The organism is uncultured Pontibacter sp. (genome assembly GCF_947502515.1).
Taxonomy (GTDB): domain Bacteria; phylum Bacteroidota; class Bacteroidia; order Cytophagales; family Hymenobacteraceae; genus Pontibacter.
The window spans coordinates 936,872-958,616 of sequence record NZ_CANNAI010000002.1; the positions used below are offsets into that span (position 1 = coordinate 936,872).

At 52.7% G+C, this 21,745-nt stretch carries 19 protein-coding genes; 11 read left to right on the forward strand and 8 right to left on the reverse strand.

Annotation, left to right across the window (positions count from 1 at the left end; translation table 11 throughout):
• Nucleotides 1–44 precede the first annotated feature (44 nt).
• Together Q1A54_RS08770 and Q1A54_RS08775 are read right to left on the reverse strand one after the other, a co-directional pair.
• Nucleotides 45–1,754, reverse strand: a complete 1,710-nt coding sequence (locus tag Q1A54_RS08770; RefSeq protein WP_299986798.1) for a pyruvate dehydrogenase complex dihydrolipoamide acetyltransferase — start codon at nt 1,752–1,754, stop codon at nt 45–47.
• Nucleotides 1,755–1,863: 109 nt separating this feature from the next.
• A complete protein-coding gene (locus Q1A54_RS08775; RefSeq protein WP_299986800.1) occupies nt 1,864–2,490 on the reverse strand; it encodes a histidine phosphatase family protein in 627 nt (208 codons plus the stop codon).
• A gap of 66 nt (nt 2,491–2,556) precedes the next feature.
• Here Q1A54_RS08775 and Q1A54_RS08780 point away from each other — a divergent pair, with 66 nt between their 5' ends.
• From Q1A54_RS08780 to Q1A54_RS08810, 7 genes are all read left to right on the forward strand, one after another.
• On the forward strand, nt 2,557–2,967 hold the full coding sequence (locus tag Q1A54_RS08780) for a hotdog fold thioesterase (protein WP_299986802.1): 411 nt from the start codon (nt 2,557–2,559) through the stop codon (nt 2,965–2,967).
• Nucleotides 2,968–2,970: 3 nt separating this feature from the next.
• Nucleotides 2,971–4,179: an isochorismate synthase gene (locus tag Q1A54_RS08785; protein ID WP_299986804.1), complete on the forward strand. Its 1,209-nt coding sequence runs from the start codon at nt 2,971–2,973 to the stop codon at nt 4,177–4,179.
• A gap of 177 nt (nt 4,180–4,356) precedes the next feature.
• Complete coding sequence (menD, locus tag Q1A54_RS08790) at nt 4,357–6,054, forward strand: 2-succinyl-5-enolpyruvyl-6-hydroxy-3-cyclohexene-1-carboxylic-acid synthase (RefSeq protein WP_299986806.1); 1,698 nt, start codon at nt 4,357–4,359, stop codon at nt 6,052–6,054.
• Between the two features lie 201 nt (nt 6,055–6,255).
• Nucleotides 6,256–6,711, forward strand: a complete 456-nt coding sequence (locus tag Q1A54_RS08795; RefSeq protein ID WP_076423021.1) for a DoxX family protein — start codon at nt 6,256–6,258, stop codon at nt 6,709–6,711.
• 391 nt (nt 6,712–7,102) lie between these two features.
• Nucleotides 7,103–8,215 (forward strand): AMP-binding protein, encoded by a 1,113-nt coding sequence (locus Q1A54_RS08800; RefSeq protein WP_299986808.1) that lies wholly within the window; start codon nt 7,103–7,105, stop codon nt 8,213–8,215.
• Between the two features lie 48 nt (nt 8,216–8,263).
• Nucleotides 8,264–9,133, forward strand: coding sequence for a gluconolaconase (locus Q1A54_RS08805; protein WP_299986810.1), 870 nt, complete (start codon nt 8,264–8,266; stop codon nt 9,131–9,133).
• 107 nt (nt 9,134–9,240) lie between these two features.
• Nucleotides 9,241–9,636 (forward strand): hypothetical protein, encoded by a 396-nt coding sequence (locus Q1A54_RS08810; RefSeq protein WP_230392220.1) that lies wholly within the window; start codon nt 9,241–9,243, stop codon nt 9,634–9,636.
• A gap of 80 nt (nt 9,637–9,716) precedes the next feature.
• Here the strand turns inward: Q1A54_RS08810 and hutG are convergent, their stop codons facing one another.
• The 3 genes from hutG to hutU all read right to left on the reverse strand — a co-directional run bounded on the left by hutG (nt 9,717) and on the right by hutU (nt 13,903).
• The gene (gene hutG, locus Q1A54_RS08815; RefSeq protein ID WP_299986812.1) at nt 9,717–10,691 is read right to left on the reverse strand and encodes a formimidoylglutamase; all 975 of its coding nucleotides are present in this window, start codon (nt 10,689–10,691) and stop codon (nt 9,717–9,719) included.
• 83 nt (nt 10,692–10,774) lie between these two features.
• A complete protein-coding gene (gene hutI / locus Q1A54_RS08820) occupies nt 10,775–12,019 on the reverse strand; it encodes an imidazolonepropionase (protein ID WP_299986814.1) in 1,245 nt (414 codons plus the stop codon).
• Between the two features lie 171 nt (nt 12,020–12,190).
• Nucleotides 12,191–13,903 (reverse strand): urocanate hydratase, encoded by a 1,713-nt coding sequence (gene hutU / locus Q1A54_RS08825; protein ID WP_299986816.1) that lies wholly within the window; start codon nt 13,901–13,903, stop codon nt 12,191–12,193.
• A gap of 121 nt (nt 13,904–14,024) precedes the next feature.
• Between hutU and Q1A54_RS08830 the strand changes: the two genes are divergently transcribed.
• Nucleotides 14,025–14,645: a class I SAM-dependent methyltransferase gene (locus tag Q1A54_RS08830; RefSeq protein ID WP_299986818.1), complete on the forward strand. Its 621-nt coding sequence runs from the start codon at nt 14,025–14,027 to the stop codon at nt 14,643–14,645.
• A gap of 230 nt (nt 14,646–14,875) precedes the next feature.
• Here the strand turns inward: Q1A54_RS08830 and Q1A54_RS08835 are convergent, their stop codons facing one another.
• On the reverse strand, nt 14,876–16,744 hold the full coding sequence (locus Q1A54_RS08835; RefSeq protein WP_299986820.1) for a von Willebrand factor type A domain-containing protein: 1,869 nt from the start codon (nt 16,742–16,744) through the stop codon (nt 14,876–14,878).
• Between the two features lie 99 nt (nt 16,745–16,843).
• Between Q1A54_RS08835 and Q1A54_RS08840 the strand changes: the two genes are divergently transcribed.
• The 3 genes from Q1A54_RS08840 to Q1A54_RS08850 are packed head-to-tail and all read left to right on the forward strand — an operon-like array spanning nt 16,844 to nt 19,420.
• Nucleotides 16,844–17,443, forward strand: a complete 600-nt coding sequence (locus Q1A54_RS08840) for a sigma-70 family RNA polymerase sigma factor (protein WP_299986822.1) — start codon at nt 16,844–16,846, stop codon at nt 17,441–17,443.
• Nucleotides 17,430–18,800 (forward strand): carboxypeptidase-like regulatory domain-containing protein, encoded by a 1,371-nt coding sequence (locus tag Q1A54_RS08845; protein ID WP_299986824.1) that lies wholly within the window; start codon nt 17,430–17,432, stop codon nt 18,798–18,800. The genes Q1A54_RS08840 and Q1A54_RS08845 overlap by 14 nt, the downstream gene beginning before the upstream one ends.
• Nucleotides 18,797–19,420, forward strand: a complete 624-nt coding sequence (locus tag Q1A54_RS08850; RefSeq protein ID WP_299986826.1) for a hypothetical protein — start codon at nt 18,797–18,799, stop codon at nt 19,418–19,420. The genes Q1A54_RS08845 and Q1A54_RS08850 overlap by 4 nt, the downstream gene beginning before the upstream one ends.
• 203 nt (nt 19,421–19,623) lie before the next feature.
• On the opposite strand, the gene Q1A54_RS08855 is transcribed toward Q1A54_RS08850, so the two are convergent.
• Entirely contained in the window at nt 19,624–20,667 is a 1,044-nt protein-coding gene (locus tag Q1A54_RS08855) for an NAD(P)-dependent alcohol dehydrogenase (protein WP_299986828.1), read from the reverse strand.
• Between the two features lie 110 nt (nt 20,668–20,777).
• Nucleotides 20,778–21,680 (reverse strand): SMP-30/gluconolactonase/LRE family protein, encoded by a 903-nt coding sequence (locus tag Q1A54_RS08860; protein WP_196119443.1) that lies wholly within the window; start codon nt 21,678–21,680, stop codon nt 20,778–20,780.
• Nucleotides 21,681–21,745 lie beyond the last annotated feature (65 nt).

Genomic DNA, 21,745 nt, shown 5'->3' on the forward strand with positions numbered 1-21,745 from the left:
CTCCGTTTCCGAAGAGGCCCTTTGCTTTGTCTATTTAAAATTACTTATACCAGTATTCTCACCGGATTCTCGAGCAGGTTCTTGAAGGTCTGCAGGAAGGCAGAGCCAACGGCGCCGTCTACTACACGGTGGTCACAGCTAAGCGTTACTTTCATCACGTTGCCGATCTTGATCTGACCGTCGCGCACAACCGGAGTCTGCTTAATGCCACCCACGGCCATGATGCAGGCATCCGGCGGGTTAATGATGGCAGTGAATTCTTCGATGCCGAACATACCCAGGTTGGAGATTGTGAAGGTGTTGCCTTCCCAGTCTGACGGCTGCAGCTTCTTGCTCTTCGCCTTACCGCCCAGGTCCTTCACTTCAGCAGCGATGGTTGAGAGCGACTTGTAGTCGGCGTTGCGTACCACTGGTACCAGCAGGCCTTCTTCTACAGCCACAGCCACACCGATGTTGATGTGCTTGTTGTAACGGATCTTGTCGCCCAGCCACGATGAGTTCACGGCAGGGTGCTGACGAAGCGCCGCAGCGGCCGCCTTGATCACCAGGTCGTTGAACGATACTTTCACCGGAGACACCTCGTTGATCGACACACGGGCCTCCATGGCCTTGTCCATGTCGATTTCCATGGTCAGGTAGAAGTGTGGTGCAGAGAACTTGCTTTCAGCCAGACGACGGGCAATCACTTTGCGCATCTGCGACACGTTCACTTCTTCGTATGAATCGGCCGGAGCACCAGGTATAGCCTGTGCAGCTGGAGCAGCGGCAGGAGCCTTCGCGGCTTCTTTCTGTGGAGCGGCTTCAGATGGCTTGAAGTTCTCCACGTCGCGTAGCACGATACGGCCACCTTCGCCTGATCCTTTGATCTGGCTGAGGTTAAAGCCTTTCTCTTTGGCTACTTTCTTGGCAAGCGGAGAAGCCTTGATACGGCCGTTTCCTTCTGCGGCTACTTGTTCTGTCTCACCGGCAGGTACTTTCGTATCTTGTACTTTATCTTCAGTAGTCTCTTCAGTGCGAGCTTCTATGTTTTCGTCAGACTTGGCGTTTTCTTCGCGTGAGCGTTCTTCCGTACCACCTTCTGCATCAAGCAGGGCCTGGTAGTCAGCACCTTTCTCACCAATGATCGCGATTACCGCATCGATCGCCACGGAGTCACCTTCGTTTACGCCTGTGTAAAGCAGCGTACCGTCTTCGTAAGACTCCAGCTCCATGGTTGCCTTGTCGGTTTCCACTTCAGCCAGTACGTCGCCTGCGCTCACTTTGTCGCCTACTTTCTTCAGCCACGATACCAGCACACCTTCTGTCATGGTGTCGCTCATCTTCGGCATGCGGATCACATTGGCCTTGATGTTGGACGTATCCACGGAGGTTTTAGCGGCTGGTGCTTCGGCTTTGGCAGGGGCGGCCTCTTTCTTTTCTTCTTTCTTCTCGGCCTTCGGCTCTTCTTTAGGCTCATCCTTCGCTGCTGGCTTCTCACCGTTTCCGGCGCCGCTAAGCAGGTCAGCGATATCTTCGCCCTCTTTGCCGATGATCGCTATTACAGCATCAACAGGTACAGAATCGCCCTTCTGCGGACCAATGTGCAACAGGGTGCCATCTTCGTAGGACTCCAGCTCCATGGTCGCCTTGTCGGTTTCCACTTCGGCCAGAATATCTCCGGCGCTTACCTTGTCACCTACTTTCTTAAGCCAAGATGCAATCACCCCCTCCGTCATCGTGTCGCTCATCTTAGGCATTCGTATCACTTCAGCCATAATTTATCGTCTTGTTTGTTCGCCTATTTCGTCTAATCAATAAGTCCCAAAATTAGACCTAAAAATATTTTATTCAAACTATACTCTCTATTTTGTTCAGGACCTGAAATTATACCTGCACATCCTGCAAATGGGCCACGTCACAGTACTTCTTCACAGTGAACATACTACCTGTGAAGTCGAGCTGGTAGAGGCACAGGTTCTGGTGCTCGAACTGGTCCATGCAGCGCAGTGGATAACGCAGCAGCTGACTCAGCAAAATGCGCATAGCACGGCCGTGCATGCAGATCAGCACATTTTCTTCTTCCGGTCTGCTCAGGATCAGGTCTACCACAGGCTTCTGCCGGGCGGCCACCAGATCGGGGCTCTCCCCTCCTTCTATGCACAGACTGGTCTCGCCTTCGGTCCATGTCTGCAGCATGCGGTGGTAGTAGGCATCCTCCTCCGGGGTGATGCGGGTGCCTTCGCGTGTGCCCCAGTTAATCTCGTTCAGCCCGGCATGGCGCTCGTGCGGTATACCTTTATCGATAAAGCCCTGCACCGACTGCACGGCACGCTGCAGCGTGGAGGTGTATACCTTGTCGAACGGAATGTGCTGGTACTTTTCAAAAAATGCGGCTGCCTGTCTGCGACCCAGCTCGTTGAGCGACGCATCCACGCCACTGCCTTGTACAATGCCCTGCAGGTTAAAATCGGTCTGCCCGTGGCGGATCAGGTATATTTTCTTAATACTCAAAATTGACTTACTTTTGCCTCTTTACAGATACGAGAATGCGAAGTTAGCATTCAAAGCCTATACAAAATGGATTCTACGTTAGAAAAGCTGCAAGAGTGGAGTAAAAACACGATGGTGGAGCACCTCGGCATCAAATTAACCTCTTATAAGGATGGCGTTCTGATCGCAAAGATGCCAGTTGACAAACGCACCCACCAGCCGATGGGTCTGCTGCACGGCGGCGCTTCCGTGGCTTTGGCCGAAACGCTGGGCAGTATTGGCGCAGCACTTACAGTGGATCTTAGCCAGAAAGCCTGTGTGGGACTGGAGATAAATGCCAACCACATCCGCAGCGTGCGCGAAGGTTGGGTATACGGCGAGGCCAAAGCCCTGCACCAGGGCCGCAGCACACAGGTATGGGAAATAAGAATCACCTCCGAAGCTGGCGATCTGATATGCCTTAGCCGCATGACCGTAGCCATAATCGATAAGAAATAAAAGATGGAGCAGGCAGCTGGTATGGGAGAGGAAAATAAGCAACATTATACCCTGGAACAGGTGTTGTCGGCTGCATTGCGACAGCAGCAGGCCGTTGCCGTCTGGCGCCTCCCCTTGCAGACCGAAGTGCAGGCCTGCATCTCTTTTGGCACGCAAACTACCTCTGCTATACCTGACCTGGAGCCTAGCCCGGCGGGCTTTCTGTTCTGCCCCTTTGTGACAGAGGTTGCGCATAGCCACATATTCCTGAAAGCCGACATCAGTTACAGCTCGCTCTCCAAGCAGCTCCGCACGGCCCCTGATGCGCCCGCTGCGCAGGTGAATTTATTTAAAGAAGCACTGACTCAGGCTGAAAACGGGCAGTCAGCGCAATGGCCTATACCTGCCAGTCCGCCCCGTCACTCCGACCGCAACGAAGAAACCTTTAAAGCAGCCGTGAGCCTGGCCGTGGATGTGATCCGGGCGGAGGCGATGGAGAAGGTCGTGCTCTCAAGAAGCAATTCTTCCCCCCTTCCTGAGGCTTTTAGTCTGCACAAGGCCTTTGAGAAAATGGCTTCGGCCTATCCCAATGCCTTTGTGTCGCTGGTGGCTATACCTGGTGTGGGCACCTGGCTGGGCGCCTCTCCTGAGATACTGGTGAGCGTGGACCAGCATCAGCTGTTCAAAACGGTGGCATTGGCCGGTACGCAGCCCCTCTGCGAAGACGGCTCCACGGCCAACGCCATCTGGAGACAAAAGGAAATTGAAGAGCAGGGTATGGTGGAACGCTACATTCTGAGCTGTTTCAAAAAGCTGCGCCTGCGCGAATATAACGAAGTGGGCCCCCGCACGGTGATAGCTGGTAACCTGATGCACCTGCGCACCGATTTCAAGGTGGATCTGAAGGAAGTAGACTTTCCCACTCTCGGAACCGATATGCTGCGCCTGTTGCACCCAACCTCCGCCGTTTGCGGTCTGCCAAAAGAGCCAGCCTTGCGTTTTATACAGGATCACGAAGGATATGACCGCAGCTATTACAGCGGCTTTTTAGGACCCGTGAACAGCGAAGCCGGCACGCACCTGTTCGTGAACCTCCGCTGTATGCAGCTATTGCAGCAGGAAGCCGTACTATACGCTGGAGCCGGCATCACCGGAGAGTCCTCCCCCGAAAAAGAATGGCATGAAACACAGCACAAAATGCAGACGATGTTTAAGATTCTGGCTGAATTTTAAACATCGTCTGCATTTTGAATGAGTGAGTTAGCGATTGAGTGAAGGAGTGATTAAATAAAATTAAAAACTCGGTTTATATTCTGCTCAGCTGTAGCTACTCCCAGGCTAAATTAGATAAATTAACCATTACCCAAATCACTGACTGACTCACTCATTCACTAACTCACTAAATCAAAAATGATCCAAGCGCCTGTTGTCAATATAGCCGAGATATGTGCCCGCAAGGGGGTGGAAAATGTGGTGTTGTCGCCGGGGTCGCGCTGTGCGCCGCTCACGATCGCTTTTGCCCGCCACCCGAAGTTGACGGTGCGCACCGTGAGTGATGAACGGGCAGCGGCCTTTATCGCCCTCGGTATGGCACAGACGACAGGCAGACCAACGGTACTCATTTGTACTTCAGGTACTGCAGCTTTGAACTACGCGCCCGCTGTAGCGGAAGCCTTCTTTCTGCAGGTGCCGCTGCTAGTTCTCACCGCCGACCGACCGCCGGAGTGGATCGACCAGCTGGACGGACAGACCATTCGCCAGCAGCAGGTATACGGCCAGCACATCAAGCGCAGCTTCGATTTTCCGGTAGCCCTGGAGCACCCGGATGCGGTATGGCACACGGAGCGCATGGTGTCAGAGGCGCTGAACGAAGCGGTGGCCTATCCCGCTGGTCCGGTGCACATCAATGTGCCGCTGCGGGAGCCCTTCTACCCGGCGGAAGGTGAAAAAATAGTGTTTAACGAGCAGGTGAAGGTGATCGAGGAAGATCACAACGCCTTCGATCTCAACCCGATGCAGGCCCTCAAACTGGAGCAGGAACTGCTCTATTTCAAGCGGGTGCTGATCGTAGCCGGCCAGGAGAACCAGGATGCGAAGCTGTTGCATGCGCTCCAGACATTTATGAGCTCCACGGGTGCCGTAGCAGTAGGCGATATCATCAGCAACACGCAGCAACTTGTTGGTGTTGTGCGCCATCACGATGCAGTACTGGCTTGTCCTGATCCGGAGAAAATGCAGGCACTGCAACCGGACTTACTGATTACCTTCGGCAAGTCGGTTATCTCCAAAAGCCTGAAGCTATACCTGCGCCAGTACAAACCAAAGGCGCACTGGCACATACAACCGGCCGGACAAGTGGCCGACACTTTTCAGTCGCTTACCAAGATCATTCGCTGCACACCGGGCAGCTTTTTCCGCAGCATGGCCGGCAGCACCCGCGAAGACGCTGGCTACATTAAATCATGGGCAGGTATAGAGGGCCAGGCTGCTCAGTTCCTGAAGGATTTTACCGCAACTGCGCCCTACAGTGAGCTGACCGCCATCAGCCACGTGCTTAATAGCCTGCCGCAGCAGAGCAACTTACACCTCGCCAACAGCATGGCCGTGCGCTATGCCAACATACTGGCCCTGCAGCCAGAGCAGGAAGTGCAGGTATACGCCAACCGCGGCACGAGTGGCATCGACGGCAGCACCAGTACCACCGTCGGCTGTGCCCTCAGCAGCAAGCGCATCACCACGCTCCTCACCGGCGACATGGCTTTCTTCTACGACCGCAACGGTCTCTGGCACAACTACCTGCCAGCCAACCTACGCGTCGTCATCATCAATAACCACGCTGGCGGCATATTCAGACTGATCGACGGTCCGCGAAGACAGCCGGAATTAGAAGAGTTTTTCGAAACAAGGCAACAGCTCGACGCCCGCAATACCGCCCAGGATTTCGGTTTGAGCTATACCGCCTGCGCTTCCCTGGAAGAGTTGGAGCTGGCACTTCCAGCATTTTTTTCCCGTGATGCCGGCGCAGGTATACTGGAGATCTTTACCGACAGCAAAGCAAACGCGGCAGAGTTTGCCGCCTATAAGCAGGCGCTGCTGAAGGCTTTGTAGGATAAGGGCAGGTATAGCTTTTTGAGCTTGTAATTCCTCGCCTCCTAATTTCTGAAACAGAATTGTCGCAAATGCCGGGGCAAGCTATCTCCTTGTGAAAGGCACACCCATACGATATATCCCCTATTAGATTGTCCGTTTCGCTGTATAATTCGTTTAAATAATTGTATACCAATTTCTTAAACCTAAATTTTTACAGCCATGAACTTAACGCAAGACATGCACCGGATCGAGCACTGGGCAGATGCACACCATCCGGTTTGGGTAGACTTCGTGCGCATGGCGCTGGGTATCTTTTTATTCGTGAAGGGTGTCATGTTTATTCAGGATACGGCAGCTCTGCAGAGCATTATGCGCAACAGCCAGTTTCAGTGGGTGTCGTTTGGGATGGCCCACTATGTGGCCTTCGCACACCTGGTAGGCGGACTGCTTATCGCCATGGGCCTGATCACGCGCATCGCTATTCTCTTCCAGATTCCCATTCTGCTGGGTGCTGTGTTCTTTATTAATCCACAGCGGGGCTTTTACTCCGAAAACACTGAACTCTGGTCATCTCTTATTGTCCTGATCCTGCTCATAGTCTTTCTGGTTTTGGGCTCAGGCCGTCTATCAGTAGACAACCTGATTCGCCGACCAGAAAGGGATGTGCTTTATTAAGCCTTCTAAGACTGACTTTGAGACAAACCTGTCTATTGCCGACGCCTCCACAAACTGCCAACTCTAAGTGAATCGGCGTCCGGCAGCCTGAAATCAATTTATGATGAGCTCCCGCTATCCTTTCTGAGGAGAGTGGGAGCACTTTATCTTTACAAACCTGCTTGCAAAAGGGCTGGTGCCTGAACAAAGGGCATCTTTACCAAAATTATACCCAGGCTTAGTTAGGTCTTATACCTGAATATCGTAATTTTGGGCGGCTATACCAAAGCAGTAAGTAGTAGGGTAGCCGGGCAGCACCTGGGCTATACCTGCCAGGCTTTGAAAACAAAACGATTGAACATGCGGCGAGGCATTCCTAAGGTTTTCCTTGCTTCTAACACTGAGACACCCCATGACGCAAAGGTTCCTGACCCTGAACGGTAACAAGTTCTATTACGACGAGATCGCGGCCTACTCTTTTCGCAACAGCGTACCGCTCAACGGCTACGAAGCTAAAACCCTCGAGTTTTGCCGTGACTGGCTCAATGGAGTGCAGGAATTTCCGATTCATACTTCCGGCTCAACGGGTACTCCTAAGCTGATCACACTCTCCCGCCTGCAAATGGAGATCAGCGCACGCCGCACTGTCAAGTTACTCGGTCTGAAAGCCGAAGAACACATGCTCGTGTGCCTCAACACAGAGTACATTGCCGGCATGATGATGCTGGTGCGCGGGCTGCTGACAGATATGCAAATGACCATCGTAGAGCCTGTCGGAAATCCGCTTACGCTGGCTCCTGCTGACGAAGTGTACCATTTCGCCTCTTTTGTGCCTATGCAGCTGCAGACCATTCTGCAGGAAAACCATGGTGCGACAGAGCGACTGGACAAAATGAAGGCTATCCTGGTAGGAGGTGCCCCGGTAAATTTTTCGCTGCAGCGTGAGTTACAGCAACTGCAAGTACCGGTATACCACACGTATGGCATGACTGAAACAGCCTCGCATATTGCCCTGCGCCTGCTCAACGGACCCGATGCTGCCGATTATTACGAAACCCTTGAGGGAGTTACCATAGGTCAGGACAACCGGGGCTGCCTAACCATAACGGCCGATCTGACTGAAAACGAAACGCTGGTGACCAATGACATTGTAGAGATTCTGACCCCTACCCGCTTCCGCTGGATTGGTCGCGCTGATAATACCATCAATACAGGTGGTGTGAAGGTGCAGACCGAAGTGGTGGAGGTAGCCGTGTCAGAAGCACTGGCGGAGTTGGAACAGGCGCCACGTTTCTTTGTGGCCTCACAGCCCGACGAACTGCTGGGTGAAAAGGTGATTCTGGTGCTGGAAGGCAAACAACTCACTGATGAGGAAGAGCAGCGGGTAATGGATAAAATGCGAAGCATTTTACGCAAGTTTGAAATGCCGAAAGACATTTACTACAGCCCAGCATTCTCTGAAACGCCTACCGGCAAGGTGTCCCGTTTGCGCACCATGCAGAAGCTCGGGCTCGAGACAGATTAAAACAGGCAGGGCGCTAACGCGTAGTAAGGTAAAACAACAGACCTTACTATGCGACCATTATCTTTCCTAAGCCTTCTCATACTGACTGCACTTACCCTGCAAGGATGCAGTGGCGGACTCTTTTCCTCCAGAGCCCCTGTGACACTGACCGAAGCATGGGCCACTGACAACACCCTGCGCACACCGGAGTCGGTGGTATTCGACCGTGAGCGCAATGTCCTCTATGTCTCCAACATCAACCAGGTCAGCAAAGACCGGAAAGACGGCGATGGCTTCATTTCACGCCTCAACCCCAATGGCGATGTAGATCAGCTGTACTGGGTGTCTGGCCTGAACGACCCCAAAGGCCTGGCGCTGCACAACAATATACTCTATGTGGCCGATATGGACGAGATCATTGCCATCGCTACGCAGACTGGTGCCGTACTTGCACGCCACAAAGCTGACAAAGCCCAAATGCTCAACGATGTGACGATTGACAATGCCGGCAATGTATATGTGTCCGATTCTCAGCGGGGCACCATCTACCTGTTTCGCAACGGCCGCGTGAGTCAGTGGCTCGACACAAAGCGCGAACGCCCCAATGGCTTGCTCTATGACAACAACCGCCTGATCGTAGCCTCCAACAACACCGGCAAGGTTCGCTTCCTGGATATCGAGCGGCAAGACTTCACAGACTGGACCGATAAGATTCCGTCGGCTGATGGCATAACCCGGGTAGGCACAGATGGCACCCTGGTATCGAACTGGAACGGAGAGATTTACTATGTCGACATCAACGGACGGAACTGGAAAATACTTGACACCAAGAACAAGAAGATCAACACCGCCGATATTTTCTATTCTGAAGAGCAGGGCCTGCTTTACGTTCCTACCTTTTATGACAACCGCGTCATTGCTTACCGGGTAGCCTTCTAAAAAAATTGCACTGATTTTTTTAGAAATATCTCAAGCCTGATAAAATCTGGCTCAGATTATGCATATACAGCCGTATACGTAATCTGTACTGGAGATAAATTATGAAGATGAAACAAACGTATTTGCTGGCCGGTGCAGTGCTACTGGCTGGTTTTAGCGCCATGGCGCAGGAGAGCTCAACGCAGCTCCCGCCGGCAGAGCAGAAACAACTAAAAGTTGCTAAACCTGACACCACCGCCCGCATGGAAACACTGTCGGGCATATTTCTGAACCCCACTAAGAAAGGCACATTTGTGCTGGACTTCAACCAAGTGCTGACTGAAAACGCACGGCTGGAAGTAAAAAACAAAGCTGGTAAAATAGTCTACAAGAAGCCTGTGAGCGTAGCCAAAAAAGAGACTGCCTGGCGCTTCGATCTGGGCAAACTAAGACCGGATACCTACCAGGTGGAAGTGATCACGCCTGACACGACTTATTGGACAAAATTCAAGATCGGTCGGTAATACTTCACTTTCTTACGAATGCGCCCCGCTACAGATTATGTGGCGGGGCGCATTCGTTTACTTTATAAAGTGACAGCATCTTATACCTGACTCCACTGCTGCACCACATGGTATAGCAGCGAAGCGCCGAGTTTTGCCGTTCGGTTATCGATGTCCAGCGCCGGGTTCAGTTCCACCACATCCAAAGCCAGCATTTTGCCGCTACTGATGATTTCTTGCAGCAGTATCAGCACGATTTCCGGGTGAATACCCAGCGCGGCTGGCGCACTCACACCCGGTGCGTAGGCAGCGGCAAACACATCCAGATCGATGCTCACGTAGAGCACATCCACCAGCGCCATGAACTGCTGCAATTTCTCTCGCAGGGCTTCATAGTTGTATACCTGCAAAGCGGGCGCAAACACGTAATCAGCACCATAGTCTTTGGCTGTGTTGAAGAGCTTTTGGGTGTTACCATACTGCTGTATGCCGAGGCACAGGTAATTGAACTCCCGGTTATCGACCAGCAGGTCGTCGGCTATCTGCAGAAAAGGTGAGCCAGAGCTGGGTTGTTTTTCGTAGCTGCGCAGGTCAAAGTGAGCGTCGAAGTTGATGATCCCAAGCTGCTTATCCTGAGGCAGCAACTGCTTTATACCCAGATAATGACCATAGGCTGTTTCGTGCCCACCGCCCAACACAATGGTTTTATAGGTATGGGCAAGCAGGGCGTGCACCTTTTTGCCCAGCTGTTTCTGCGCTTCCTCCAGGTTCTGGTTGGTGCAGTACACATCACCTGCATCAAACAGGGTAGTGTCATCCTCCAGATGCCAGGCAAATGACGCCATGGCCTGCCGCAAAGCGGCCGGACCCGCTACAGCCCCTTCTCTTCCCTGGTTACGCCGCACCCCTTCGTCGCAGGGAAAACCAAGAAAAGCGATTGCCTGATCTGACGAAGCAGACTCGACTTCACCACTCAGGTTGAGGAGTTGTATTCCCTGGTGCCAGCGCTTGCCTTCTTCACCATCTGTAGCGTCTACTCTTCCTTTCCAGGTGCCGGGTTCTGTAGGTTTATACATTTGTTAATTGCTGAATTGTTGATGGTTAATTTTTTATCAGGGACAGGGATGTGTTTTCAAAGGAAGGAATTTTCGCTTACCTTTTATACCTCCCTCCCCTGCTTCCATACCTTGCTTGGCTTAAGTTTACCTTGCTGGTAGAGGATTTCTCTGTAATTATCGGTTGGGAAAGCGATCAAATCAGCCTGCTTGCCTTTCTCAATTGTTCCGCGATCAGGCAGGTTAAGTGCTTTTGCGGCCCGAACCGTGATGCCGGCCAGCGTCTCGGCACAAGTCAGTTTCTCAGCGGCTCCCAGCAAGGCAGCCTGCAACAGCAAATCACCCATCGGCGCAGAACCCGGATTCCAATCAGTGGCGATCGCCACACATAGACCGCCGTCGAGCATTTTACGGGCCGGAGCGTAGTGCATGCCTAAACCCAGCGATGCACCCGGCAGCACAGTAGCCACTACGCCTGCAGCTTGCATCAGGGCGATCTCCTCGTCTCCACTTGCCTCAAGATGGTCGGCGCTCAGGGCTCCTACTTCGGCGGCAATTCGGCTTCCACCCGTACTGAACTGGTCGGCATGCACAGTTATGTCAAAGCCCATGTCCTTTGCGGCCAGCAGGTACTCCATCGAATCCTCCTCGTTGAAAGCAGTGTCCTCAATAAAAATATCGACCCGGTTCGCCAAGCCCTGTTCTTTGATCTGGGGTAGCAATTCGGTCACTACTTCCTGCAGGTATAGCCGCGAATCAGTGTGCTCCGGCGGACGCATGTGGGCTGCCAGACAGGTAGGTACAAGCTCCAACGCATGGTGCTTGTTGACCAACTGAATCGCCTCCAGCATTTTGATCTCTTCTTCGGTAGTCAGGCCATAGCCGCTCTTCACCTCGCAGGTGGTCACTCCTTCATGCAGATGGCGGTCACAGCGCTTTCTGAGCAAGTCGACCAGCTCTACTACGGTGGCTTCACGGGTTTTGCGTACGCTGTCGAGTATACCGCCTCCGCTTCGGGCTATCTCCAAATATGATTTGCCGGCCACCCGCATAGCGTAGTCGTTTGCTCTAGAACCGGCAAAGCAGATATGGGTATGGGAGTCGACCAGCCCCGGCAAGAGCACCATGGGCTCAGTTATTTTCTGTAAGGCATAGCCCTTCTCCTGCGCAATCTTCAAAAGCTTATCGTATTGCTCTACCAGTACAATGTACCCATCATACACCAGTACTCCTGCATCTTCAAGCACCACTAATGCCTCATCAGCAATTGGCCCCGCTTCTGGCAATCCGGCCATGGTCACTACCTGTTTAAAAGGGCCAATCAAGGTATGATTATGATCCTGTTTCATAGTTTTAAACTGTTGTCTGTTATACCTGCTCAAGCCTTCATTTCAAACGTGATAAAGCGAATTTGAAGAAAGTGAAATCGAAAGTAATGATCAATAAAGCTCGCTCCTCAGGTATAGGAAATGATAAGAAAAATTGCCCTCCCCTGTTATTAGGAGAGGGCAAGAATAGTGTTACAAGTTCAAACCAAACTTCTCGGCATTGGCCTGCGCGGTTTCGTAACCGGCGTCGGCGTGACGGAAGATGCCCATGGCGGGGTCGTTATGCAGCACACGGCTCAGGCAGCGGTCGGCACGCTCGGTGCCGTCAGCCAGAATCACCATACCGGCATGCTGCGAATAGCCTATACCTACGCCGCCACCGTGGTGGAACGACACCCACGTAGCACCACCGGCCGTGTTGGACATCAGGTTAAGCAGCGGCCAGTCCGATACGGCATCGGACCCGTCCAGCATACCTTCGGTTTCGCGGTATGGAGAGGCTACGGAACCGCAGTCGAGGTGGTCACGACCAATCACGATTGGCGCTTTCACTTTGCCGTCGCGCACCAGCTGGTTGAACATCAATCCGGCTTTTTCGCGTTCGCCCATACCCAGCCAACAAATGCGGCAAGGCAGTCCCTGGAAAGCCACTTTCTCCTCGGCTTCGTCGAGCCACTTGATCATGTGCGTATTTTCCGGGAAGAGCTCTTTCAATGCCTCGTCTGTCACGCGGATATCCTCCGGGTCGCCTGAAAGGGCAGCCCAGCGGAAAGGTCCTTTGCCTTCGCAGAAAAGCGGACGCATGTACTCCGGCACGAAGCCCGGTATGTTGAAGGCATTCGGCTCACCGCCCTGCTGTGCAAACTCGCGCAGGTTATTGCCATAGTCGAAGGTACAGCTACCGCGACGCTGCAACTCCAGCATAAAGCCTACGTGACGGGCCATACTCTTGAGTGAGCGGGCTTTGTATTCTTTTGGATCACGCTCACGCAGCTCCTTCGCTTCCTCCAGCGTCAAACCGTTCGGCACGTAGCCGTTGATCGGGTCGTGGGCAGAAGTCTGGTCGGTGAGGATTTCCGGGGTGATGTTATCCTGGATCAGTTTCTCCAGCACATCGCCGATGTCGCCTACCAGACCAATAGAGATCGCCTCGCCCTTTTCTTTCGCCTCGAGGGCCCAGCGCTTGGCCTCTTCGTAGTCGTAAGTCATTTTGTCGATATAGCGGGTTTCGAGGCGTTTTTTGATACGCTCCGGGTCTACATCCACTCCCAGGAAAGTAGCACCTGCAATGGTAGCTGCCAAGGGCTGCGCACCGCCCATACCGCCAAGTCCGCCTGTTACGAGCAGTTTGTGGCGCAGGTCGTCGTTGAAGTGGATTCTGCCGCAGGCAGCAAAGGTCTCGTAAGTACCCTGCAGGATGCCCTGCGTACCGATGTATATCCAGCTACCGGCCGTCATCTGGCCGTACATCATCAGGCCGCGCTCCCGCAATTCATTGAAATGCTCCCAGGTGGCCCAATGCGGCACCAGGTTGGAGTTGGCGATCAGTACACGCGGCGCCTCGGCATGCGTTCTTACTTTACCCACTGGCTTACCGGATTGTACCAGCAAACTCTCGTCTTCCTCCAGATTCAGCAATACCTCGATGATCTTCTGAGCATCGGCCACGGTGCGAGCCGCCTGCCCGATGCCACCGTATACTACCAGTCGGCTCGGATCCTCCGCCACTTCGTCGGTGAGGTTGTTGAGGAACATGCGCAGGGCCGCCTCACTCTGCCAGTTTTTGGCATTCAGCTCCGGTCCGGTTGGCGGAATGTAAGTCGGATGATTGGCGTATTTCTGGATAAACTCGCTCACAGAGAGATTAGAGCGTTTCACAGATTCAGATGCTGTGGCGTTATTCATAGTTCATTCGTTCGTAAAATCCTGTTCAATATTCTTAAAAAAAGAGCAGAAAGGATAGAAAAATCATGCTTAATTTCAGCCTCCTGACCTTTGTCACACCAATGTATCAACAATAATCAGCATGTTTCATATCCCACTCTCCTCCCTCCGTCCCCACTTTGGCGACATCGACATCTACCTCTTCGACCAGTTGCTCAAAGGCTGTATCCAAAAAGGTATGCACCTGCTCGACGCCGGTTGCGGAACTGGCCGAAACATTGCTTACCTGATGCAAGCCGGCGTGGAGGTATACGGAGCTGATATTTCGGCAGAAGCGATCGGGAAAACGCGAGAGCTGGCATCCGAACTGGCTCCTACCCTACCTACGCGCAACTTTGTAGTAGCTGATCTGGATGCGCTGCCTTTTGAGGATAAAAGATTTGACGTAGTGATCTGCAGTGCCGTGCTGCATTTTGCCCGAAGCGAGGAACATTTCAAAAGCATCCTACGGGAGTTGTGGCGGGTACTCAAACCTGGCGGAATGCTCTTCACCCGCTTCAGCACTACCATTGGGTTGGGAAGTAAGTTGCAGCAGGTGGAGGGCAGGTTTTATCGGATGCCGCACGGTCCGGTTTGGTTTCTGGCGGATGAAGAGCTTGTGATTGAAGTAGAACAGGAATTAGGAGCCGAAAGATTGGATCCTTTGAAGACAGTGCTGGTAGAGCAGGAACGGGCGATGACAACGTGGGTGGTGCGGAAATAAATTACCTCTCCCCAGCCCCCTCCTAAAAACAGGAGGGGGAGTCAAACAAAACCGACTAAAATATTTTGAATGGGAGCAACTTTTGGACTCTGTGTGCTAGTTTATTTTAATTAGCATAGTAGCGTACGGCCACCAAATAACTCTCGCTCACGAGAAGCGATCGAGTGCAAAAAACAAAAAATAAATTCTCTTAACCCCCCTCCTGTTTTTAGGAGGGGGCTGGGGGGAGGTTACCTCTCACTTAACAACCCCATCGACTTCACCAGATTGATAAACTCAATCCGATAGCCCTCTTCATCCTTGCCTCGTGCATTCTTCGCCAATTCCATTACCATGGGGAACGAAGCATTGCCCTTAAACTCTGAATCGCGGAGCAACATGCCGCAGGCAGCCACGGCGGCTGAGAAACGGAAGTTGTCGGAGGTTTGGGTCACAGGTATAGCCTGACTGCTCACGGTCGTGGTCATTAGTCTGCTGGTCTCACCGTCTGGTTCTTTGTAGCGCAGCTTCATTGTGAGCATTTCGTCAGTACGTTTTGCTTTCGGATCGACAGTTGTTTTCTGATACTTCAGTTCATCCACTTGTCCCGCCTGCGTATCGGACGAAGCCCCTACGGGCACAATCTCATAGAGGGCAGTCACAGTATGGCCGGAACCCATGTCGCCGGCGTCTTTCTTGTCATCGTTGAACTCCTCGTTGGCCAGTGCGCGGTTTTCATAACCGATCAGGCGGTAGGCTTTTACTTTGGCGGGGTTGAACTCAAGCTGCAGTTTCACATCTTTGGCAATGGTAAAAAGCGTGCCGCCAAACTCGTTTACAAACACCTTCTGCGCTTCCCTAATGTTATCGATGTAGGCGTAGTTGCCGTTGCCTTTATTGGCTAATTGCTCCATGCGGGAGTCTTTTAGGTTGCCGGTGCCAAAGCCCAGCACAGTCAGGAATACGCCTGTTTCGCGTTTCTTCTCGATCAGGCGTTGTAGTTCGCTGTCGCTGCTCACGCCCACGTTAAAGTCACCGTCCGATGCCAGAATCACGCGGTTGTTACCGCCTTTCACAAAGTTTTCCTCTGCTACTTTATAGGCCAGGTTTATACCTGCGCCACCTGCCGTAGAACCGCCTGCTTCGAGCTGATCCAAAGCCGTGATGATCTTCTTTTTCTCTTTTCCGGAAGTAGAGGGCAGCACCAACCCGGCAGCCCCTGCATAGACCACTATCGATACCTGATCCTGCGGACGAAGTTCTTCCACCAGCAACTTCAGACCGGCTTTCACGAGGGGCAGTTTGTCAGGTGAAAACATCGAACCAGACACGTCGATCAGGAACACCAGATTGGAAGGTGGCAGCTGATCGGTGGCGACACGCTTGCCCTGCAGACCGATGTGCAGGAGCTGGTTGTCTTTGTTCCAGGGGCAAGCTGACAATTCAGTTGTCACCGAGAATGGGGTATCTCCGCTTGGCTGCGGGTAATCATAGTTGAAGTAGTTGACCATCTCTTCGATGCGAACCGCGTCCACAGGTGGACGTTGACCCTGATTCAGGAAGCGGCGCAAATTGCTGTAAGAGGCATTGTCTACGTCGATGGAGAAAGTAGAGAGCGGATTTTTCTGGGCATCCAGGAAGGAGTTCTCTTTGATGAAATCGTAGTTTTCAGTGTTGTGCGAGAAGGGCTCTGCATCGAAAACTGGCGCAGCAGCATAAGACATGTTCTCAGCCCTGTTTCTTCCTGAGAAAACACCAGCCACCTTGCCTGCAATTGCCCGGGATAAGCTTTGTTCCACCACAACCACTTCATGTAATGTATGTGTATCTACCTGCAGTTTCACATCCACCACTTCCCGCTTGCCTACTTTTAATTCCTGTGTCATGTAGCCGATGTAGCGAAACACGAGCACAGCATTATCATTAGGTATAGACAGGCTATACTTCCCATGTTGGTTGGTGGAGGCTCCCTTGGTGGTTCCCTTGATCAGGATGCTTACACCTGGCAGTGGATTTCCAGCATTGGCGTCGGTTACGGTGCCGGTGATGGTGCGGCTTTGAGCGGTTGCAGTCAGCCCGAACAGCAGCAGGGCGAAAAGCAGGAAGAGGTTCTTTTTCATGGCTATTATGTTTTGGTTTCCGACATGATGCCACCTCCACAGGCTTTCCATAAAATTTTCAGAATATTTTTCTTTTCTTTAGAAAATCAATTCCAGCACATGCTCCCTTTCTTCATCAAGCTCTTCACCAACGCCAAGCCGCCGCCCGACGATGCGGAGCTGGTGCGCTTGTATAAGGAGACAGGTGAGCTGGAGCATCTAGGGGAATTATTTCAGCGCCACTCCAAGCTGGTATACCTGGTCTGCCAGAAATACCTGCAGGACCCGGAGGAAAGCAAAGACGCCACCATGCAGCTGTTTGAGCACGTTTCAAAAGCACTGCTGCAGCACAAGGTTAGCAATTTTAAAAGCTGGCTGCATGTGACGACCCGCAACTTTTGCCTGATGCAGCTGCGGGCCAACAAGCACAAAAGCACCGTGCCGCTCTCAGATAATGCCCCGCCTGTTATGGAAAACCCAGAGCCGCTGCATCCTTCTGACGCGGAGGAGTCGGAGAAAATGGAACAGGCTTTGCACGCGGCTCTGAAGGAGCTGCCTCCACAGCAGCGGGAATGCGTTGAGCTGTTTTACCTGCAGCAGAAGAGTTACAAAGAGATCAGTACCCTCACAGGTTGCGATCTGAATAAAGTGAAAAGCTACATCCAGAACGGAAAGCGAAACCTGAAAATCATCATGGAGAAAAACCATGCAGCCAGATAAGCGACATATACTTTGGGACGGGGGTGACCACCCTTCCGTGGAGCTGCTCGAGCAGTACCAGGAAGGCACTTTGCCCGATGCCTTGCACCACCAGTTGGAGCGCCACTTGCTGGACTGCGACCTGTGCTCGGATGTGCTGGAGGGATTGGCGGTGTCGGATGCTGCCCAAACTGAAAGCCATGTGCGCGACATCAACCGCCGCATAACTGCCAAAAGCCGCCGGCAGAAGCGTAAGCCAGTGCCGCTATACCTGACCGACTGGAAAGTAGCCGCTGCAGTAGCCATGGTGCTGCTCTCCACCATTGTGGTGTTCTACTACAACTACCAGCAGGTGAACGAACAGCAAGGTATAGCCGCCCAGCAGGAAAAGGCAATTCAGGAAGCCATGGATCTGGGTGAAAAAACCGAGGTACCTGCTACACCTGAAACCATAGGGGATGCAAAGCCCGACACGGTGCGTGCTAACCAGATAGCCGCTGTTCAGCAACCGAGAGCACTTCGTACACCTCGGACACGTAAAAGCCCACCTGCCCGGGAAGAAACTTTCGCAGTTGATGACCTGGAAGAGGTGGAAGTTGAAATTGATGTGGCTGATCTGACAGAATCCATACCTGATCGCATCGTAACTGCGCAACCTGAAAAGCAACTGGCCGAAGTAACGGTACCGCCACCCCTGCAACGTAACACCATGATGCCGGAAAGCACCTCCGTGGCCAAGTCACTGAAAGGACGAGTAGCAGGCGTGCAGGTACAGCGCAACAAACAACTTGGCCCGAATCAGGTGCAGGGCCAAGTGATCGATCAGGATGGTACTCCCCTGCCGGGTGTATCAGTGGTCGTGAAAGGGACTACACAAGGTGTAGCGACTGATGCACAGGGAAACTTTGTACTAACCTTGCCGGATGATAAAGCGACACTGGTCTTCCGTTACATCGGTTATCAAACCAGAGAAAAGGGAGTATATGCAGGCACTGATCCGATCACGTTGGATCTACAGGTTGACAATCGAGCTTTGAGTGAGGTCGTCGTGACCCGTCAACACACATCTAACCCAGCACCTGTAGTGGCTGCCAAACCAGCTGCAGGCCATAAAGCCTACCGACAGTATTTAACGGAAAACCTGCGCTATACCTCATACATGCCAAAAGGTCGTGTGGTGGTACGGGCAACAGTAACGACAAGCGGCTCTCTTGAAAATCTGGAGGTAATCCGCAGCCTTTGCGAACCCTGCGACGCTGAAGCCATGCGTCTCGTAGCACAGGGACCGAAATGGCAACCGGCGACGCAGGATGGGCATAAAATAGAGCAGCGGGTACGGATCATCGTGCGCTTCAGACCTGAAAAATCAAAAGAATGAAAGACCTGGTGAAATCAGCATGCGATGCGCTCTGCCGCAAGTATAGCTCTGACGAGGACTTAATCAGGCAGCTGTGGGATGAACTGGAAAAAGCGTATGCAGGCAAGAACAGGCACTATCACAACCTGGACCATATTGCCTACATGCTGGAGCTGGCAGATAGATATAAGCAGGAGATGCCACAACAGGACCTGCTGCGTTTCGCCATTTTTTATCACGATATCGTGTATAAGGCGACCCGCTCTGACAATGAAGAGCAGAGTGCCGTAATCGCCGCACAGCGCCTGCACCAGCTCGGTATACCTGAGGCGAATATACTGCAGGTGAAAGAAATGATCATCGCTACTAAGTCGCATCAGACGCATGTAGATAATCAGACCAACCTGCTACTCGACCTGGATCTTGCCATTCTGGGTGCAGACCAGGAGCGCTACGACAGGTATAGCGAAGGAGTGCGTAAAGAGTACAGTATCTATCCTGACCTGATTTACAAGCCGGGCAGACGCAAGGTGCTGCAGCATTTTTTGGCGCAACCACACATCTACAAAACACCAGCTTTCCAGGAGGCATTCGAGGAGAAAGCCAGAGCCAATTTACAGCGGGAGTTGAAGGAATCATAAAGTCATAAAAAAATCCCCTTCTATAAGTTGAAGGGGATTTTTTTATGACGCGAGCGTCCTCGCTCGTGACTTGCTATCATAGGGCCTCTGGCCCAGTTTTATAATAAATAGCGGCCAGAGGCCTCACCATAATAGTCACGAGCGAGGACGCTCGCGCTATACACTTAAGCCTTGGCTCTATTAAACAAATGTCCAAGCTAGGTTTACAAACTTGCCATATCGATCACAAAACGATACTTCACATCGCTGCGGAGCATGCGTTCATAGGCCTCATTGATGTCTTCCATCTTGATCAGCTCGATATCGGACATGATGTTGTGCTCGGCGCAGAAGTCCAGCATTTCCTGTGTCTCCGGTATACCGCCGATCATAGAGCCAGCCAGGCGTTTGCGACGGGCGATCAGGCTGAAGCCTGCCACGGTAGATGGCTCCGGCGGCGCTCCCAGCAGGATCATGGTGCCGTCACGTTTCAGCATCGACAGGTATAGGTTGTAGTCGTGCGGCGCCGATACTGTGTCGATAATAAAATCAAAAGAATTACGCAGCTGCTTGAGGGTAGCCTCGTCTTTGGTGACTGCAAAGTTATGTGCTCCTAAGTCCAGGGCATCCTGTTTTTTGTTAGGCGAAGTGCTCAGCACCGTCACGTCGGCACCTTTGGCAGCGGCAATTTTCACAGCCATGTGCCCGAGACCTCCTAGACCTACGATGCCTACGCGGTGTCCCTCCCCGATCTTCCACTGCATGATAGGCGAATAGGTGGTGATGCCGGCGCAAAGCAAAGGCGCAGTACGGGCCAGGTCCAGGTTTTCAGGTACCTTCAGAGTATAATTCTCGTCCACCACGATCTGGCTGGAGTAGCCACCATAGGTAATCGTCTTCCCGTCTCGCTCAAAGCTGTTGTAGGTGCCCACATTCTGTACTTCGCAATACTGCTCCAGGCCTTCCTTGCAGCTGTGGCACTCGCGGCAAGAGTCGACGAAACAGCCGACACCGGCCAGGTCGCCCTCCTTGAATTTCTTTACGGCAGATCCTACCTTACTCACCACTCCCACGATCTCGTGACCGGGTACCAGCGGGTACATGGCCCCGCCCCATTCGTTGCGGACCTGGTGCAGGTCTGAGTGACACACGCCACAGTATTTGATATCGATCAGCACGTCATGCTCCCCCACCTCTCGTCGCTCCAGACTGAAGGGCCCGAGCGGACTGGTAGGATCGAATGCGGCATAAGCTTTAGCTGAAATCATAGTTTAATTAAGATTTAAGAATTAATAGTAAGTTTAGTTTGGCACCTCGCCCAAAGAAAATTTCGACCGCACAGGGACTGATTCATGGCGCCTGAAATGGGGCTTAAACCTTACAGGCGACTCAGGAAAAAGTTTGCAGGCACCCCTTTGGCATCAGGTTTCAGGGCAAATATACCGCCGCTCTTCGGAAATTCGTGCAGCTGATCATTATCCAGGCCATTGCGGGCGGTGGTGATGTAGAGTGTATCCAGCCGCTCACCACCGAAAGCGCAGGAAGTAGTATGCGGTGCAGGCACTTTCACTTTGAGGAGTAACTCCCCTGTCTCCGGGTCCCAGCAGCCCACACCGCCACCGCCGTAGAGCGCAATCCAAAGCCTTCCTCTATCATCAATGGTCATCCCATCCGGCTTTCCTTCATGCTCCGGTATAGCTATCACATCCCGCTCTTTCTGAATAGTGCCTGTATCGTGGTCGTAAGAGAAGGACTGTACTTTACGGGTCGGCGTGTCAATGAAGTACATGCGACTTTTGTCTGCCGTCCAGACCAGTCCGTTTGAAACGCTCAGATTGTCCAGCACCTGTGCAATCTGCCCGTCATGTTCCATACGGTAAAGCACCGCAGCCCCTTCACGCGAGTCCAGTGCCATGGTGCCTACCCAAAACCTGCCAGCCGGATCACATTTTCCGTCATTGAACCGGATATCGTCCTGTTCTAACGGATTGGCCACCAGTGTCAGCTCGCCGGTTTCAGTGTTGATAAAATGGACGCCATTCTGCAGGGCAACCAATGCGCCGCCATTTACGATCGGTACCACCGTACCAGCCCGCTCACCTACCGGCCAGACGGTGTCTTCGTCTGTAGTGGGGTCAAAGAGGTGCAGTTCGCGACCTTCTATATCCACCCAGTAAAGGCGCTTCTCAGCCGGATGCCAGATGGCCCCCTCTCCAAGCGTGGCCTTGGCGTCGAGCACCAGTTCCGCTTCCAGTTCACTGTAATTTTTGGCTCTGCTCATGTGTGTTGGCTTGCTGTGGTTGAGGTATAAAAAAAGCTGTCCCCATACCTGTGTGGGTACCGGAG

Coding starts and splice junctions, on each gene's coding strand:
- Q1A54_RS08770 (WP_299986798.1), bottom strand. CDS start 1,754: ATGGCTGAAGTGATACGAATGCCTAAGATGAGCGACACGATGACGGAG.
- Q1A54_RS08780 (WP_299986802.1), top strand. CDS start 2,557: ATGGATTCTACGTTAGAAAAGCTGCAAGAGTGGAGTAAAAACACGATG.
- Q1A54_RS08785 (WP_299986804.1), top strand. CDS start 2,971: ATGGAGCAGGCAGCTGGTATGGGAGAGGAAAATAAGCAACATTATACC.
- menD (WP_299986806.1), top strand. CDS start 4,357: ATGATCCAAGCGCCTGTTGTCAATATAGCCGAGATATGTGCCCGCAAG.
- Q1A54_RS08795 (WP_076423021.1), top strand. CDS start 6,256: ATGAACTTAACGCAAGACATGCACCGGATCGAGCACTGGGCAGATGCA.
- Q1A54_RS08800 (WP_299986808.1), top strand. CDS start 7,103: ATGACGCAAAGGTTCCTGACCCTGAACGGTAACAAGTTCTATTACGAC.
- Q1A54_RS08805 (WP_299986810.1), top strand. CDS start 8,264: ATGCGACCATTATCTTTCCTAAGCCTTCTCATACTGACTGCACTTACC.
- Q1A54_RS08810 (WP_230392220.1), top strand. CDS start 9,241: ATGAAACAAACGTATTTGCTGGCCGGTGCAGTGCTACTGGCTGGTTTT.
- hutG (WP_299986812.1), bottom strand. CDS start 10,691: ATGTATAAACCTACAGAACCCGGCACCTGGAAAGGAAGAGTAGACGCT.
- hutI (WP_299986814.1), bottom strand. CDS start 12,019: ATGAAACAGGATCATAATCATACCTTGATTGGCCCTTTTAAACAGGTA.
- hutU (WP_299986816.1), bottom strand. CDS start 13,903: ATGAATAACGCCACAGCATCTGAATCTGTGAAACGCTCTAATCTCTCT.
- Q1A54_RS08830 (WP_299986818.1), top strand. CDS start 14,025: ATGTTTCATATCCCACTCTCCTCCCTCCGTCCCCACTTTGGCGACATC.
- Q1A54_RS08835 (WP_299986820.1), bottom strand. CDS start 16,744: ATGAAAAAGAACCTCTTCCTGCTTTTCGCCCTGCTGCTGTTCGGGCTG.
- Q1A54_RS08840 (WP_299986822.1), top strand. CDS start 16,844: ATGCTCCCTTTCTTCATCAAGCTCTTCACCAACGCCAAGCCGCCGCCC.
- Q1A54_RS08845 (WP_299986824.1), top strand. CDS start 17,430: ATGCAGCCAGATAAGCGACATATACTTTGGGACGGGGGTGACCACCCT.
- Q1A54_RS08850 (WP_299986826.1), top strand. CDS start 18,797: ATGAAAGACCTGGTGAAATCAGCATGCGATGCGCTCTGCCGCAAGTAT.
- Q1A54_RS08855 (WP_299986828.1), bottom strand. CDS start 20,667: ATGATTTCAGCTAAAGCTTATGCCGCATTCGATCCTACCAGTCCGCTC.
- Q1A54_RS08860 (WP_196119443.1), bottom strand. CDS start 21,680: ATGAGCAGAGCCAAAAATTACAGTGAACTGGAAGCGGAACTGGTGCTC.